The 12,884-nt window shown below is 68.1% G+C and carries 15 protein-coding genes, 1 tRNA gene and 3 pseudogenes; 8 read left to right on the plus strand and 11 right to left on the minus strand.

The window, feature by feature from the left end; translation table 11 throughout:
* Positions 1-18: 18 nt before the first annotated feature.
* The gene (locus tag GVV04_RS09610) at positions 19-474 is read right to left on the minus strand and encodes a GatB/YqeY domain-containing protein (RefSeq protein WP_161686623.1); all 456 of its coding nucleotides are present in this window, start codon (positions 472-474) and stop codon (positions 19-21) included.
* Between the two features lie 25 nt (positions 475-499).
* Between GVV04_RS09610 and GVV04_RS09615 the strand changes: the two genes are divergently transcribed.
* Positions 500-1,393, plus strand: coding sequence for a metallophosphoesterase (locus GVV04_RS09615; RefSeq protein ID WP_161686625.1), 894 nt, complete (start codon positions 500-502; stop codon positions 1,391-1,393).
* 272 nt (positions 1,394-1,665) lie between these two features.
* Positions 1,666-1,739, plus strand: a tRNA-Pro gene (locus GVV04_RS09620).
* 76 nt (positions 1,740-1,815) lie between these two features.
* On the opposite strand, the pseudogene GVV04_RS09625 reads toward GVV04_RS09620, so the two are convergent.
* The 4 genes and pseudogenes from GVV04_RS09625 to GVV04_RS09640 form a co-directional block, all read right to left on the minus strand.
* Positions 1,816-2,367, minus strand: a pseudogene (locus tag GVV04_RS09625) (site-specific integrase); the annotation flags it as partial.
* Between the two features lie 72 nt (positions 2,368-2,439).
* Positions 2,440-2,784: a hypothetical protein gene (locus tag GVV04_RS09630; RefSeq protein ID WP_161686627.1), complete on the minus strand. Its 345-nt coding sequence runs from the start codon at positions 2,782-2,784 to the stop codon at positions 2,440-2,442.
* Between the two features lie 229 nt (positions 2,785-3,013).
* On the minus strand, positions 3,014-3,595 hold the full coding sequence (locus GVV04_RS09635; RefSeq protein ID WP_161686629.1) for an HD domain-containing protein: 582 nt from the start codon (positions 3,593-3,595) through the stop codon (positions 3,014-3,016).
* Positions 3,596-3,681: 86 nt separating this feature from the next.
* Positions 3,682-4,440 (minus strand): helix-turn-helix domain-containing protein, encoded by a 759-nt coding sequence (locus GVV04_RS09640; protein WP_161686631.1) that lies wholly within the window; start codon positions 4,438-4,440, stop codon positions 3,682-3,684.
* A 298-nt stretch (positions 4,441-4,738) separates the two neighbouring features.
* Here GVV04_RS09640 and GVV04_RS09645 point away from each other — a divergent pair, with 298 nt between their 5' ends.
* Complete coding sequence (locus tag GVV04_RS09645) at positions 4,739-5,941, plus strand: helix-turn-helix domain-containing protein (RefSeq protein ID WP_328822286.1); 1,203 nt, start codon at positions 4,739-4,741, stop codon at positions 5,939-5,941.
* Positions 5,942-5,943: 2 nt separating this feature from the next.
* Positions 5,944-6,183 carry a hypothetical protein gene (locus GVV04_RS09650; protein WP_161686633.1) on the plus strand — a complete coding sequence of 80 codons (240 nt, stop codon included), beginning with the start codon at positions 5,944-5,946 and terminating at the stop codon, positions 6,181-6,183.
* 202 nt (positions 6,184-6,385) lie between these two features.
* On the opposite strand, the pseudogene GVV04_RS09655 reads toward GVV04_RS09650, so the two are convergent.
* Positions 6,386-7,036: pseudogene (locus GVV04_RS09655) on the minus strand (LacI family DNA-binding transcriptional regulator); the annotation flags it as partial.
* Between the two features lie 243 nt (positions 7,037-7,279).
* Here GVV04_RS09655 and GVV04_RS09660 point away from each other — a divergent pair.
* The gene (locus GVV04_RS09660; protein WP_161686635.1) at positions 7,280-7,912 is read left to right on the plus strand and encodes a DUF3515 family protein; all 633 of its coding nucleotides are present in this window, start codon (positions 7,280-7,282) and stop codon (positions 7,910-7,912) included.
* A gap of 307 nt (positions 7,913-8,219) precedes the next feature.
* On the opposite strand, the gene GVV04_RS09670 is transcribed toward GVV04_RS09660, so the two are convergent.
* The 5 genes and pseudogenes from GVV04_RS09670 to GVV04_RS09680 form a co-directional block, all read right to left on the minus strand.
* On the minus strand, positions 8,220-8,519 hold the full coding sequence (locus GVV04_RS09670) for a hypothetical protein (protein ID WP_201753030.1): 300 nt from the start codon (positions 8,517-8,519) through the stop codon (positions 8,220-8,222).
* Positions 8,519-8,785, minus strand: coding sequence for a hypothetical protein (locus GVV04_RS32975; protein ID WP_328822294.1), 267 nt, complete (start codon positions 8,783-8,785; stop codon positions 8,519-8,521). Before GVV04_RS32975 ends, GVV04_RS09670 begins: the two co-directional genes overlap by 1 nt.
* 264 nt (positions 8,786-9,049) lie before the next feature.
* Positions 9,050-9,496 carry a GntR family transcriptional regulator gene (locus tag GVV04_RS33920; RefSeq protein ID WP_407938780.1) on the minus strand — a complete coding sequence of 149 codons (447 nt, stop codon included), beginning with the start codon at positions 9,494-9,496 and terminating at the stop codon, positions 9,050-9,052.
* Positions 9,418-9,879: a GntR family transcriptional regulator gene (locus tag GVV04_RS34765; protein ID WP_407938776.1), complete on the minus strand. Its 462-nt coding sequence runs from the start codon at positions 9,877-9,879 to the stop codon at positions 9,418-9,420. The genes GVV04_RS33920 and GVV04_RS34765 overlap by 79 nt, the downstream gene beginning before the upstream one ends.
* A 313-nt stretch (positions 9,880-10,192) precedes the next feature.
* Positions 10,193-10,606: pseudogene (locus tag GVV04_RS09680) on the minus strand (tyrosine-type recombinase/integrase); the annotation flags it as partial.
* 74 nt (positions 10,607-10,680) lie between these two features.
* On the opposite strand from GVV04_RS09680, the gene GVV04_RS09685 reads away from it, so the two are divergent.
* The 3 genes from GVV04_RS09685 to GVV04_RS09690 all read left to right on the plus strand — a co-directional run.
* Positions 10,681-11,904 carry a helix-turn-helix domain-containing protein gene (locus GVV04_RS09685; RefSeq protein ID WP_201753032.1) on the plus strand — a complete coding sequence of 408 codons (1,224 nt, stop codon included), beginning with the start codon at positions 10,681-10,683 and terminating at the stop codon, positions 11,902-11,904.
* Positions 11,905-12,092: 188 nt separating this feature from the next.
* A complete protein-coding gene (locus GVV04_RS32170) occupies positions 12,093-12,257 on the plus strand; it encodes a hypothetical protein (RefSeq protein ID WP_201753033.1) in 165 nt (54 codons plus the stop codon).
* The coding region (locus tag GVV04_RS09690; RefSeq protein ID WP_328822287.1) for a helix-turn-helix domain-containing protein at positions 12,244-12,884 on the plus strand (641 nt) is incomplete at its 3' end. The genes GVV04_RS32170 and GVV04_RS09690, both read left to right, overlap by 14 nt.

Below are 12,884 nucleotides of genomic sequence, written 5' to 3' on the forward strand. Positions count from 1 at the left end.
CGTGCGGCGTCGCTGGCGTCAGAGGCCGAGCTGTCGACGTACCTCGGCGGCCACCCGGCCCCCCGCGGCCCGGCCCGCCACCGCGGCCTGGGCCGCCTTCATGGCCGGGCCCAGCTGGGCCTTGCCGCTGAACCCGCCGGCGGACAGCGCCCCCGCGACCAGCTCGGCCAACTCCTCGTCGGAGAGCTGCTTCGGCAGGTAGCGCTCCAGCACGTCGCCCTCGGCGGTCTCCTTCGCGGACTGCTCGGCGCGGCCCGCGTCGCCGAAGGCGGTGGCGGCCTCGCGCCGCTTCTTCGCCTCCTTGGTCAGCACCGCGAGCACCTCGTCGTCGGTGAGCTCGCGCTTGACCTTGCCGGCGACCTCGGCCGTGCCGACGGCGGCCAGCGCCATCCGCAGGGTGGAGGTGGTCAACTCGTCGCGCGCCTTGAGTGCGGCGCGCATGTCGGCGGTGAGGCGGTCCTTCAGCGTGCTCATGAACGGTGAAACTACCCTGGTTGGCATGCGAAAGCGCACACTATTCCGGCTCGCCCTCGGGACCGCCGCCGCCGGAGCGGCAACCCTGGCATACGCGTCCCTCGTCGAGCGCAACATGTTCACCCTGCGTCGGTTCGACGTCCCGGTGCTGCCGGCCGACGCCGAGCCGCTGCGGGTGCTGCACCTGTCGGACCTGCACATGATGCCGGAACAGCGACGCAAGCAGGAATGGGTGGCGTCGCTCGCGGCGCTGGACCCGGACCTGGTCGTGGTCACCGGGGACAACATGGCCGACCCGGGCGCGGTGCCCGGCGTGCTGCGCGCCCTGCACCCGCTGCTGGACCTGCCCGGCGCGTTCGTCTTCGGCTCGAACGACTACACCGGGCCCGTGTTGAAGAACCCGTTCAGCTACCTCCTTCCCGACCGGGAGTACACCGAGGGCGTCGAGCTGCCGTACGAGGAGCTGCGCGACGTCCTCACCGGGGCCGGCTGGGCGGACCTGAACAACGCCCGGACGACGCTCAAGGCGGGCGGCCGGCTGATCGAGCTGGTCGGGGTCGACGACCCGCACGTGGCGCGGGACGACTACCCCGCCGTCGCCGGCCCGGTCTCCGCCTCGGCGGACCTGTCGATCGCCCTGGCCCACTCCCCCGAGCCGGCCGTGCTCGACCGGATGGCCGAGGACGGCTTCGGCCTGCTGCTCGCCGGCCACACCCACGGCGGCCAGGTCTGCGTGCCCGGCTACGGGGCGCTGGTGACCAACTGCGGGCTGCCCCGGTCGATGGCGAAGGGCCTGCACCGCTGGCCCGACTCCGATTCCTGGCTGCACGTCTCCGCCGGCCTGGGCACCCACCCGACCGCGCCGGTCCGGTTCGCCTGCCGCCCGGAGGCGAGCATCCTCACCCTGATCCCGCGCTGAGCCGAGCGGCCCCGCCCGCCCGCTCCGGTCGGACCACGCCGGACCACGCCGGAGCGGGCGGGCGGCGGGTGTGATCTGCGCCGCCTTTGGAGCTGCCCCGTCCACGCTACCGCTGCCGGCAGACCGGGGGCGAGCGTGTGGTCCGGGTGGTACGGGCCTGACGGTGCACTGGTCGCGGCCTCCTTGGAGGCAGGGGCGTCCATGGCGTCGGCGGGGCTGGGGTACCGAGTTTGACCCTCGGACGGGGTGGGCTACTATTTGTCCGCACGCCTCGGGGTGTGGCGCAGCTTGGTAGCGCGCTTCGTTCGGGACGAAGAGGTCGTCGGTTCGAATCCGGCCACCCCGACAGAGGTCAGAGGGCACATCCGATCGATGGATGTGCCCTCTAGTGTTTCCGTACAGCAGTTGAGCACAGCAGCGGCCTATCGCCGGCTCTCGCCCAGGCGCTTGAGGGCGTCGCGGGTGGCGTCCGAGGACGCCTGGGAGTAGATCTCCATCGTCACCGAGACCTCGGCGTGCCGGAGCACCTGCATGATGACGCGCGGGTGCACGTCCAGGTCGACAAGCAGGGTCGCGCAGGTACGCCGGGCGTCGTGCACGGTGATCTTGCGGACCCCGGCTCGGGCACAGCGGGCGTCCCAGGAGCGGTTGAAGTTGCGCGGCTCCACGGGGGTTCCGTAGCGGGTGGTGAACAGCAGCCGCGAGCCCTGCCAGGCGATGCCCGCCTGATCGCGGTCGTTCTTCCTCGCTGTGTGGCGGAGGTCGAGCGCCGTCGCGCAGATGTCCGGCAGTGGGAGCGTGGCGTCCGAAGTCTGCGTCTTGGTCTCACGGTGCAATAGCTGGCCGCCGACCCGCTGTAACTGCCAGCCGATCGACAACTCCCCCGCCGCCAGGCCGACGGCGTCCTCGGTGAGGCCGAGCACCTCGCCCTTGCGTAGGCCGAGCACCAGGATCAGCACGTATGCGGCGTACAGCGCGGCGGGTGCGTTCTTCCGACTCCGGTATCAGGATAGACAGGCGTGACGTGCCGCTCTGAGCCAACGAGTTCATCGCCGCGTCGAAGATCGCCGCCTGCGCCCCCTCTTGACTAAGGCACCGAACACACCGGCACAGACAACCGAACAGGCACCCATGACTACCGCCGCGAACGGATCACTTTTCGGGCCCGACAGAAGGCTCACGGATGTAATTCCGAACATGATGGCAAAGATGGGCAACATCATGCGTGCCGCACGACGGTGATGACGCCGATTGTGCGCGGCGTTTATCCGACGTTGCTCGGGACTGAGCTCGTTCTCCCACATGGTGTTGAAGGGCCAGTTGGCAACCCAGATTATCGCGGCCAACCCCGCAATAGCCACCAGCACCACAATGATGGTTTTTAAGAGCATGCTCTACCTCCAGAAGTCGTCAGTCCAGGACCGAACCGAAGGCGTTGGTCAGGGTCATGGTCGGCGGGGCTTGGGCTAGAAGGTGCGGGGTGACTAACTCGACAGCAACGGTGACAGCAACAGGGCCGGACGCAGAGGGTCGGGGACAGAGTCCTACGGATCAGCGGCCGACGTCAGAGACGGGCGCGGACACGCCCGGACGGAGCGCCCAGAACTTACAAGCGAGGGGTCAGCTCGCCGGTTTTGGCGGTGGTGTGAGCCAGGCGAGGGGTTGGCCGCTCAGTGCCGCGTCGGCGAGGTGGTGTGCGGAGGTGGTGGTGAGTGCGGCGTGGCTGCTGTCGATCCAGCGTTGGACGTTGTCGATGCCTTGGTGGCGGTATTCGACGGCTTGGACGAGGCATTCGAGTTTGTCGGCGTCGCGGGCGACGATGGCTTCGAGGGTTTCGCCGGCTTCGTACTCGGTGACGGCGGCGGTGATGGTGTCAGTGACGGCGGGTGGGCAGTCGGCGACCTGGTCTGCGGTGATGGTGGTGTTGGGGGCGGCGGTGAGGTAGCGCTTGGCTATGTGGGGCAGGTCGGTGGTGCGGGTTTCCTGGGTGTCGTGCAGGACGCAGAGCATGGTGACGCGGGCGGGGTCGGCTCCTTCCATGGAGGCGAGGATCATGCCGATCAGGGCGGTGCGGGGGGAGTGCTCGGCGATGGTTTCGGGGTGCTTGACCCCGGCGAACCACCAGCCGGTACGAGCGGCGCTTTTCAGGACGCCGGCCTCGAAGATGAACCTCATCGCGACGGAGTACTGGTCCTCACTCATCTGACTCTTTCCGTGGAGACTGCTACTGCCTTCGGGTAGGGGAGGAATCGGAACTCCTGCGGAACAGGGCAGGAAAAGCCCGCGCGCTACGTCGTCGACGTGTTGTACCGATCGAGCGTCGCTTTGGAGGTCGAGGCATCCCGGAAAACCAGCTCCCACGGGCCAGTGTTGACGTCCATGTCCTTGCCGAACCCGATCCACTTTCCGGCCATCCGTCGGCCCGTGGGCTCGGCCAGGAGTTGGACCGCGCCGTGATAGCGGGCGCCTCGGTAGTAGCCGGCCGAATCGGTCTGTTCCACCCAGGTGCCAGTGACAACGGCACCGTCAACGGTCAGATCGAGTGACAGAGACGATGCCGCCGAGCCAGGCAGGCTGCGCGCGGTCAGCCGGTCGCCGTGCTGAAGCACAACTACGAAGTGCTGCCCGGCGAAGGAGTCTCCCCGGCCGCTGGAGTAGTACTGGTAGCGGCTGAGCCACACGCCCTCGTACGACCTGTGGACTGTGGCTGGCCTGGACGTGGGCGTCGGTGTGGCCAGGCTGGACATGGGAGATGTCAGGTCGTGACCACCGTGCTGGTCTTGAGCGACATGTTCGCCGGGCACTGCGGCAAAGCCGAGCAGCGAGATGGGTAGGCCGGTGACGACCTCCAACGCGCGGGCGTATACGGGTCGTGGTGCGGCGATCGTCCCGGATTCCCATCGCTGGACGAGTCTCTTGTTGGCGTCGTTGGGTTCGCCGACGCGGTGGCCGGCGGCCTGGAGTGCGCGAGCGAAGTCGTCCTGGCTCATGCGCATCCCGGTACGGACTGCGCGTAGGGCGGTGTTCGGGACGGTCATGACCGCCACGATAGTGGTATGTCGTCGGAATGTCGCCAGCTATGTGGTCTGTTTGTCGCGTCTTGTGCCGTCGCGGCTGGTGACGTTCCAGCGTCAATGTGGACATGCGACGGTCGGTCTACCGCCGTGGTTCTGCTGATGGAGGTGGGGATGCAGGGTGATGGCAACGAGCCGGCGGTGAGCCGGGGGGAGCAGATTCAGGCTGCTGAGCGAGAGGCGGCGAAGCATCGGCTTCTCGCCCAGGCTCAGGCGGATCGAATACCGGCGGAGGAGACAACCCGGGCGATGCCGGATCGGCGGTGGCGTCGTGAGCAGCGTTGAGGTGTCGCCGGTGGGGCGGCGGGTGGCGTACTGGCGGGGGCGGCGGAAGCTGTCGCAGCAGGTGTTCGCCGACCGGTTGGGTAAGTCGAAGAGCTGGGTGGACAAGGTCGAGCGCGGTGTCCGCTCTCTGGACAAGGTGTCGACCCTTCATGAGGTCGCCACCGTGCTGCGTATCGACACGGCGGTGCTGATCGGTCGGGACGTCCGGCCCGCCGAGGTGATCGAGCGAACCGCAGAGGTCGAGCGGATTCGGGCGGCGCTGTCCCGGTACGAGATTCCCCTCGGCAGACCCGCAGGCGGTCGGGCGGTGCTGCCGTCCGTCCAGATGGCCCGCCAGGTCGCGCACGCCTGGACGACCTTTCAGCACGCCCGCTACCCACGCGTGGTGGACCTGCTGCCGGAGTTGCTGGCCGATGTGGAGCGCGCCCACGCCGCTGACCTGGTGGCGGGTCGGGTGCCGTTGGTGGAGGCGTACCGGATCACCGCGTCGCTGTTGGTCAAGTTGGGTGCGCCGGACCTGGCGTGGCTTGCTGTCGACCGGGCGATGATCGCTGCCACGGGTGATCGCGTGTTGGTGGCGGCCGCAGCGGTGCAGCTCGGTCAGGTGCTGCGCGCGTCGGGGCAGGTGCGGGTGGCGAAGTCGGCGATGCTGGCCGCCGCCTACCGGATCGCCCCGCCGGTGATCGAGTTCGGCCTACCCCCGGAGTTGTCCCTGTGCGGGACACTGCTCCTCCAGGCGGCGTTGGCCGCCGCCCGTCACGGCGACGACGCGGCGGTTGCCGAGCTGCTCGACGAGGCCGCCGCCCTGGCCGCCCGAGTCGGTGACGGGCACGACCACCACCGGACCGGGTTCGGGCCGACGGCGGTGGAGTTGGCCCGGGTCGCCGCAGCGGTAGAGCTGGGCTACGGAGGCGACGCCGTGGCCTGGCACGAGAAAGCGACCACCCGGGACGGCTGGCGGTGGCTACCCACCGAACATCGCGCCGCGCACCTGCTCGACGCCGCCCGCGCGTACCTCCAGACCGACGACCCGGTCAGCGCCGGCCGGATCCTGATGGAGGCCGACCGAATCGCACCTGCCGAGATCCGCCACCGACCGGCAGGCCGGGACGTGCTCGCCCTGGTCGCCCGCGACCCCACCGCCCCGACGACGCTCATCCACCTCGCCGCGACCCTCGGGGTGGGCTGAGGATGACCGCGCCGTTCCTGTCCCTGGCCCAGATCCGCAACCGACTGATCCTCACCGCCCGCTGGGTCCTCCGCGACCACCAACCCCGACCCGACGGCCACTGCCCGATCTGCCGGACAGCAGACTGCCCGGTGGCCACCGCCGCCCGCGACGTCCTCCGCGCAGCCAAGGAAGTACAGCTGTGGAGTACAGCAACCGAGCCGACCACACCCGACCGGGACGACCCCCAGCAGGCCGATTGACCTCGGAAGACACCCGATCCGACCGCCCCGCCGCCAGTTCGGGACGAAGAGGTCGTCGGTTCGAATCCGGCCACCCCGACCAGAGGTAACGCCAGTTCAGGGCCGGTTTCCCGCAAAGCGGACCGGCCCTGAACTGTCTCCCGAGAGTGCCCGTGGGAGAAATCTGGGAGAAAATCTTGAAGAACGCGTCTCCCGGAGTCCTCTACGCAGGCATTTTCAGCAGCCGGTCTAGCGCGGCCACGGGCGAGCCGGGCGACATCTCTCGGCGGGCCGCAAGCGACGCTTCCCACAGGTCAGTGAGCGCGGTCACGAGTCGGTGCCGCATGTCCTGGGTGACGTGCGAATAGCGAGCCTGCACCGAGCCATCCTCATGCCCCATCCGGTCATCCATCAGCTTCGAAGGGATGCCGGCCCCCACCATGACCGTCTTGTGCGTGTGCCGAAGCCCATGGGGCGTCAGACCGGGCACGATCGGCAGCCAACACGAATCAGCACGTGCGGCGGCGTTCCGGCCACGCGCGGGCACACCTGGCCATGGGTCAGCCAGCAGCGGCACCGGTCGCGCCTCCTGCGGGGCCTTCTTCGGATACCAGCCAGTTGCCGACGGGTGGAAAAGCCACGTAGCGAAGCTGTTGCGTCGCCAATGAGCTGCCAACTCCCCCGACGATCCAGCGCCACGGACGTATCCGAGATCTTCGGCCGCAGCCAGCACCTTGACGCGAGTCGCCTCCCGCACGACCTCTGAATGATTCATGGCCGCAGAGGCGGTACCGGTCGAGACGCCTGCGCGGCGCGCCACGTCGACAAGCTTCGGCCCTGGTCGTTGTGCCGCCCCGTTGGCGGCCCGATAGCCGCCAGACCCGGATCGGATCGCCATGGCGAGACGTCACCGCCGAGTACGCGCCCTGGCCCACTATCTACGCGCCTGCTCCGCCACTGGCACGTGACGGCACCTGGACGAAGATCCTGGCCGCGTTGCAGACCGTGGCGGACAGGGCCGCCCGCATCGATTGCGAGGCCAGCGTCGACCCGCAAGTCGCCGGCGATTATATTGTCCGAAGTTCCGACCTTGACGCGGGTGAGAGGGCGTATTTCGATGGACAAAATCAACCGTCAAGCCAGATGGTTGGCAACGGCGATTTCGCTACCGATAACCGCGTTGATCGTTGGCGGCGCCCTTTTCGCGGCAAAGGCAGGCGATCCAGTTGGGGAGCCGACCGTCAGCATCCCTCAGGCCCACCCCTATCCCTCTACACCGGTTCCTCTGAAGCTGCCACGCCTGGCAGGGCGGGCGCTAACGATCTGCCCTGATTTGTTATCCCGACTTCCGCCCAGCCTCCCTGGGATGCCACAACGTCCGGTGGCCGCCGGCACCACGCAGTCCGCGGCCTATGGTGAACCCGCCATCACCGTCGTGTGTGGCGCGTCATCTCCGAAAATCGGGCCAACAGACACGCTGTTCAGGCTTGACGGCGTTTGCTGGCATTCTATTGACCAAGAAGACGCCACGGTGTGGACAACGGCTGACCGCGAGGTGGCCGTGCAACTGACGGTACCGCGAGAATATCAGGCCCCGATGGAGCATGCCTCGCATCGGCCATTTACTGGTGAAGCAACTGGGGCTATAAGCTTTCTTGTTGGGTATGGTAAATGGGCGATTCGCTTTTCTTCTGCTGTTGTCTCCGCTGTGCCGCCCCTTCGCCATCTTCCCAGCGGTTGTACCAATTGAGCCTCTTACAATCTGATCTTGCAGCTTGGGGCGGGTGCGGCAGGCCCGGTGATCGATGGGTGCGAGGCTCCAGGTAGGACAGCTGTCGACCAAGATTCGAAGCCCCAACCGGGAGCCTCGCCATGCTGTGCTACCCCGCTACGATTCCGTTGTCCAGCCGCACTCTGAACCAGCTCGCCGAACGCATCCGCTGCACCACGTCAAAGCAAACCGCTACGCAGGTTGAAAATGGCTCCGTGGTAGTGGTAGTCGCAGCTTTGGCCTTGATCGCCGACGCTATCCGGCCCCCTGATCAACAGGGCAGGCTTTAGCCGGCGTGCTGCCGCCGGTCGGGGAACGGCAGCACCGCCGCGCCCTCATCGCTGTCCGGCCGGGCGGGACGTGCCTCCCGTCGGGTCGGGGTGACGGTCAGCCGCACATACATCCGGGCGCGGCCGGCATCGAGGCCGGTCATCGACCGACGCGCGCCGTGCCACGCGAGACGCCCGGCGGCGGTCAGGGCGCGGACGGCGGCGTCGAGTTCGGCCGGGGTGCCGGCGAGCCAGATTTCCAGCCCAGTTAGCGGCGCATCGCGCATCGACGGGCCATCGCGGTAGGGGCGGCCCATCACGCCACCGTCCGTGGTCGTGGTCGGCTAGCGATGGCGGCGCGAGTCACGGCCTGGCGAAGGTCACCGAGCAGCCCTACCAACTGCCACCGCGCGGCCAGCTCGGACGGTGCGAGCGCGACCCTGACGCGCACCTCGGCGTGTTCGCGGCCTGCGGCGGTGCGCACCCTGACGAGGACGGCGCGGGAGCGGCCGGCAACGTCGACCACGATCTCTTCGGATCGGTGCTCGCCGCAGAATGTAACAGGGTGACCGTGAACTACGATCGGTTGACTCGTCGGATAAAGACGGGCGGCAGGAACGCTGCATCGGGCTAGCCACTGAGCGACACGAACCTCTTTAGCTGCATCCTGAAGATGTTCTTTCCCGCGAGCAATGCGAACGACAAGAGAAGGATTCTTTATGGAAAGATCACATTCTCGCCAAGCCTCATAATCGATGCGCCGGCAGAGGACACGCCAATGGTCGAACACGCTTCCTGAAGGGTCGAAGTCGCTGCTGCCGAGCTAAAAGATTTTTGCGGACTGTCCTCAGTCACTGTGCAATCCGTCCGAATGAGGGTCAACGTTTAGAACTGTGCGGGTTTTCCCTGGCAGTCGCGCAACCAAACCTTCGACTTCCAATATATCCAATGCGCGGCGGGCTGTGCTGCGCGCGATGCCGAAACGCTCTGCGATAGTCAACTCTCCGGGTAAATGAGCCCCCGGCGGCAGCCTTCCGTCTCGAATCTCCGATTCGAGAGACCGAGCAACTTCCTCGGCTCGGCTTACGAGACTGGTCGTACTGGCAGGCGAAGCGACGTAGCGGCCCCGACCGGGAAGAACATTGGTCAGCCCTTCCCGGTCAAGAATCAAGAGAGCCTGACGATAGGTGCCGCGTGCTACGCCGTACTGCTCGCTTAGCGATGCCTCACTGTCCACCCGAGCACCAGCCGCCAACCGGCCGCTCTGGATGGCTGCCCGGATGTCTGAAGCGATCGACTCGGCGCGGCTTGCTGCTCGCGGTTGATCCCTGTGCGTCGTCTTGACGAAACGACCGCGACCGGCGATTGACTCGACAAGCCATCGTTCTCCAAGACGGCCAGAGCGCGCCGCGCCGTAACTCTGGAGACAGCCCAGCGCCGACACACCTCCGACTCCGGTGGCACCGCCGCTCCTGGCGCTAGGTCGCCAGCCTGAATCGACTCTCGAAGGGCTTGCGCAATCTCGCGATAGCCGGCACCTGAGATGCCTCCGGTCTCCACAGGTCTCCTTGCCGTCGATGGTCTGCAACCAAGGCTAGGCCCACCATGGAGACCCGGCCAGCGCCCGGCGTGTTCGTCGCTAAGCAGGACGCGGCACGGTCTCAGTTGCAGACTCACTCAGGGCCGTGCCCGGCCGTTCGCGGGGCTCCCTGAGCGCAGCTCTCGCCGACAAGACCGACCACCGCGCGGGGAGAGGTCCGGGAGATGATCTAGGAGAAGGTGGCGTCAGTGTCGCGTCTAGACCAACGCAGACCAACGGCGCGACCTGCACGTATTGCGGGAATCCGAGGTCCGTCGAGTGACCGGACGTAATTCGGGACGAAGAGGTCGTCGGTTCGAATCCGGCCACCCCGACAGAGGTCAGAGGGCACATCCGATCGATGGATGTGCCCTCTAGTGTTTCCATACAGCAGTTGAGCACAGCAGCGGCCTATCGCAGGCTCTCCCCCAGGCGCTTGAGCGCGTCCCGCGTGGCGTCCGAGGACGCCTGCGAGTAGATCTCCATCGTCACCGAGACCTCGGCGTGCCGGAGCACCTGCATGATGACGCGCGGGTGCACGTCCAGGTCGACGAGCAGCGTTGCGCAGGTACGCCGGGCGTCGTGCACGGTGATCTTGCGGACCCCGGCTCGGGCACAGCGGGCGTCCCAGGAGCGGTTGAAGTTGCGTGGCTCCACCGGCGTTCCGTATCGGGTGGTGAACAGCAGCCGCGAGCCCTGCCACGCGATTCCGGCCTGATCTCGGTCGTTCTTCTTTGCCTGGTGGCGGAGGTCGAGCGCCGCCGCGCAGATGTCCGGCAGCGGGAGCGTGGCGTCCGAGGTCTGCGTCTTGGTCTCGCGGTGCAGTTTTCAGGCGGAGCCGACACCTGGGACGAGTGGCCGTTACGTTCTATCGGTCCCCGATGTACCGTCGGTAGTGGTTGTCCGCTGACGAGAGCTGGGGAGGGTTCCTCCTTTCCTGCGCTGGGAGCGTCGTTGTGTCGCACGTCGATCCGCGTTTCGGCGCTCGGTTGAGGGCTCTGCGTGCCGACCGGGGTCTGTCGCTGCGGGCGCTCGGGCAGCTAGCGCATCGGGGGAAGAGTCACCTGCATGATCTGGAGACCGGTGCCAAGGCTCCTACGCCCGAGACGGCCCGGCATCTTGATGAGGTTCTTCAGGCCGGCGGTGTGCTCGCGCGGCTCGTTGGTGAGCCTGTCGACCATGACGCTGAGGCCGACGACCTGCTTGCTCGGGTGCGTGCCAGCGATGTGAGCGCCGGGACGCTCACCCGGATCGAGGCGAGCGTCGACGACCTGGCCAGCGCGTATGCGACCACCCGGCCGGCGGATCTGCTTCCGATGGTGCGGAAGCACCTGGCGTATGCGGGCCGACTGCTCGACGGTCGGGGGACTCTGGCGCAGCGGCGACGTCTGATCGTTGCCGGTGGCTGGTTGACCGTGCTGCGTGCGACGGTGCACATCGACCTTCAGCAGAGTTCCGCCGCCGGCGCGCACCTGGTCGCCGCTGCCAAACTTGCCGAACACGCCGAGCATGCGGAAATTCAGGCGTGGTGCCTGGAGACCCAGGCGTGGGGTCGACTCACCCAGGGTGAGCACCGACAGGCGATTGATCTGTCTCAGCAGGCCCAGCGGGTGGCACCTCGGGGGAGTTCGGCGCACATCCAGGCGACGGCCCAGGAGGCGCGGGGGTGGGCGCGGGTGGGTGACGTGCGGCGGACCCGTGACGCGCTGGACCGCCTGGAACGGTTGACCGCGAACCTGCCCGTGCCGGAGCGGGCCGAGCACCATTACCGGTACGACCCGACGAAGGCGCTGGCATACACGGCGACGACGCTGTCGTGGGCGGGTGACCCGGCTGCCGAGCAGGTGGCCCGGGTGGCGTTGGCGGAGTTGGATCCGCGCGGCGACGGGGGCGACCGGCCACGGCGGTCCGCTGTCGCCCGCCTTGACCTGGCCTTGGCGTTGGTGGCCGCCGGCCAGCCCGACGAGGCCGGCGCAGTCGCCGCCGAGGCGATCCGTTCCGGGCGGGTGGCGCCGTCGAACTGGTGGCGGGCGCGCGAGGTGCTCCGGCGGGTCGAGCGGACCGACGCGGCAGAGGCATCGGCGCTGCGCGAGGTGTACCAGGCGTACCGGCCCGGCGGCTGACAGGGGACAGCCGACCCGACCAGCGGACACTCAACACCTTTGAGTAACCGCCCGCTCGCTCAATGCTGTGTTCAAGGGCGGGATCGGCGCGAACACACCAGATGGCCGCGACCCGCTCGGAGCCGGGCGCGGCGGTGGCGGTCCTTCCAAGAGCACGCCGCCGCGCCCCTACCAGCGGAGGTGGGGAGATGAGCGACACCGGTCCGGTCGAAGGCAGAGGCGAACAGATCCAGCAGGCGGAGCGGGAAGCTGCCAAACGACGGATCCTGGCGCTGGCCGAGAAGGAACGGATACCGGCCGAGGAGACCACTCGGGCGGTGCCGGACCGGAGGTGGCGGCGTGGACAGCGGTGAGCTGCTGCCGGTCGGTCGGCGGGTGGCGTTCTGGCGGGGGCGGCGGAAGCTGTCGCAGCAGGTGTTCGCCGACCGGCTCGGCAAGTCGAAGAGCTGGGTGGACAAGGTCGAGCGGGGAGTCCGGTCCCTCGACAAGGTGTCCACCCTCCAGGACATCGCCGTCGTCCTGCGCATCGACACCGCCGTGCTGCTCGGCCGGGACGCCCAACCCGCCGCTGCGACCGAGCGGGCCGAGGGCGTCGAGCGGATCAGTGCGGCCCTGTCGACGTACGAGATCGCCCTGGGTCGGCCGTCGGCCCGCCGCGTCCTGCTGCCGGCGGACCGGTTGGTCCGTACCGTCGAGCACGCGTGGGTCATGTTCGAGCATGCCCGGTATCCGCAGGTGATCGCGCTGGTGCCGGGCCTGCTGGCCGGGGCGCAGCGCGTCAACGCCGACGACCCTGGGTGGGGCCGTCCGCTGTTGGTGGAGGCGTACCGGGTGACCGCGTCGCTGCTGGTGAAGCTCGGCGAGGCCGACCTGGGCTGGCTGGCCGCCGACCGGGCCATGGCCACCGCAACCGGCGACCCCATGTTGGTGGCCGCCGCCACCGTGCAACTCGGCCAGGCGCTCCGCGCTGCGGGGCGAGC

It is taken from the genome of Micromonospora rubida (assembly GCF_009908295.1).
GTDB lineage: Bacteria > Actinomycetota > Actinomycetes > Mycobacteriales > Micromonosporaceae > Micromonospora > Micromonospora rubida.